Source organism: Sphingomonas sp. PSPC2-2, from assembly GCF_049897725.1.
GTDB lineage: Bacteria > Pseudomonadota > Alphaproteobacteria > Sphingomonadales > Sphingomonadaceae > Sphingomonas.
Window position 1 is genome coordinate 1 of sequence record NZ_JAFCWU010000030.1, and the last position, 1611, is coordinate 1611.

Genomic DNA, 1611 nt, shown 5'->3' on the forward strand with positions numbered 1-1611 from the left:
GTTCAGGAAGCGGCTCGAATCGTCCTCGCGCAAATCTATGATCCTGTGTTCTCAAGACATAGCCATGGGTTCCGCACGGGGCGCTCGTGCCATACGGCGCTCGAAGAGATCCGTAATACCTGGACAGGCATGAAATGGCTGATCGAGGTGGATGTTCGCGGGTTCTTCGACAACATCGACCATGACATCCTGCTCAGGCTTCTCTCGAAACGCATCGATGATCCACGGTTCATCGGTCTGATCGAAAAGATGCTGAAGGCGGGCGTCATGGACGACTGGACGTTCGAGCGGACCTATAGCGGCACTCCGCAGGGCGGCGTAATCTCGCCCTTGCTGGCCAACATATATCTCCATGAGCTTGATGAGTTCATGGAGGAAATGCGGGTCGGCTTCGATCAGGGAAAAACGCGCAGGGCAAATCCCGCCTATACGCGTCTATCTCGCCAGATCGCCGATTATCGTGCCGAGATCGATGCGCTCCGCGCCGGTGGCGCGGACGATGCCGAGGTCCGTAACCTGTTGAAGCGGATCAAGGCAGTCACGAAGGAAAGGCAGGCATGTTCGTCTGTCGATCCGATGGACCCGGACTTCCGGCGCCTTCGCTATTGTCGCTACGCCGACGACTTCCTCGTCGGTGTAATCGGCAGCAAGGCTGATGCAAAAAGGATCAGGGCTGAAATCGAAGCGTTCCTTCGTGATCGGCTCAACCTTGAGGTGTCACCCGAAAAGACGCGGGTCAGTGATGCATCGAAGGGATCGCCGTTCCTTGGCTTCCATGTTTGCGCCTTCACGTTGCGATCTGCCGGGTCAATGGCAGACCGGTCGAAGGTCGGTGGCGGATCACGTCGTGTCCGTCGCCGACCAACGCGGGGCAATATCAAGCTGTGGGTGCCAAGGTCGCGGGTCTATGGGTTTTGCAGGCGCAAGAAACTCGGCAACCTCGATCTGAGGAATGGCCGGGTGCGTCCACAGTTCCTCGACTCCAGTGTTGCGGAAATGGTCATTGCCTACAACTCGGAGCTACGTGGCCTCGCCAATTATTATGCGATTGCAGACGGCGTGAAAAGCTCGCTCGATGGCCTTGAACTCGTCATGTTCAGGAGCCTGCTGGCGACCATCGCGGCACGGCAGCGCATAACGCGGGCGCGGGCCATGGCAAATCTGAAACTGGGGACGGACTATGGCGTGAAAACCATGGTTCGGGGTGAACTGCGGGTCCAGATGCTCTGGCGGTTGAAGCACCTGAATGTTCGGCCTTGGCAACAGGCGGTCGTGGACAACACCACGGTCGGGTCACGCCTCGCGTTGAGCACGAACGATATCATCACGCGCCTCAGCGCCCGCGAATGCGAGAGCTGTGGCGACGTCGATGGTCCGTTCGAAGCGCATCATCCCAACAGACTGAAGGACAAGCGGCGCAGCCCGATGACGGCGTGGAAACAATCGGCTCGGCGGCGCGGAACTGTCGTTCTGTGTCGCTCATGCCACGTCCATCTCCACGGCGGTCGGTTGACCAGCGGAATGGAGAGCCGTGTGCATTGAAAGGTGCAAGCACGGTTCGGGGGGAGGCGCTGGAACATCCTCGAAAGAGGCGTTCCGCGTCGACCCTAC

The 1611-nt window shown here is 59.1% G+C and carries 1 protein-coding gene; it reads left to right on the forward strand.

Annotation, left to right across the window (positions count from 1 at the left end; genetic code table 11):
• The coding region (locus tag ACP7BY_RS20945; RefSeq protein ID WP_426288358.1) for a reverse transcriptase/maturase family protein at positions 1–1542 on the forward strand (1542 nt) is incomplete at its 5' end.
• Positions 1543–1611: the final 69 nt, after the last annotated feature.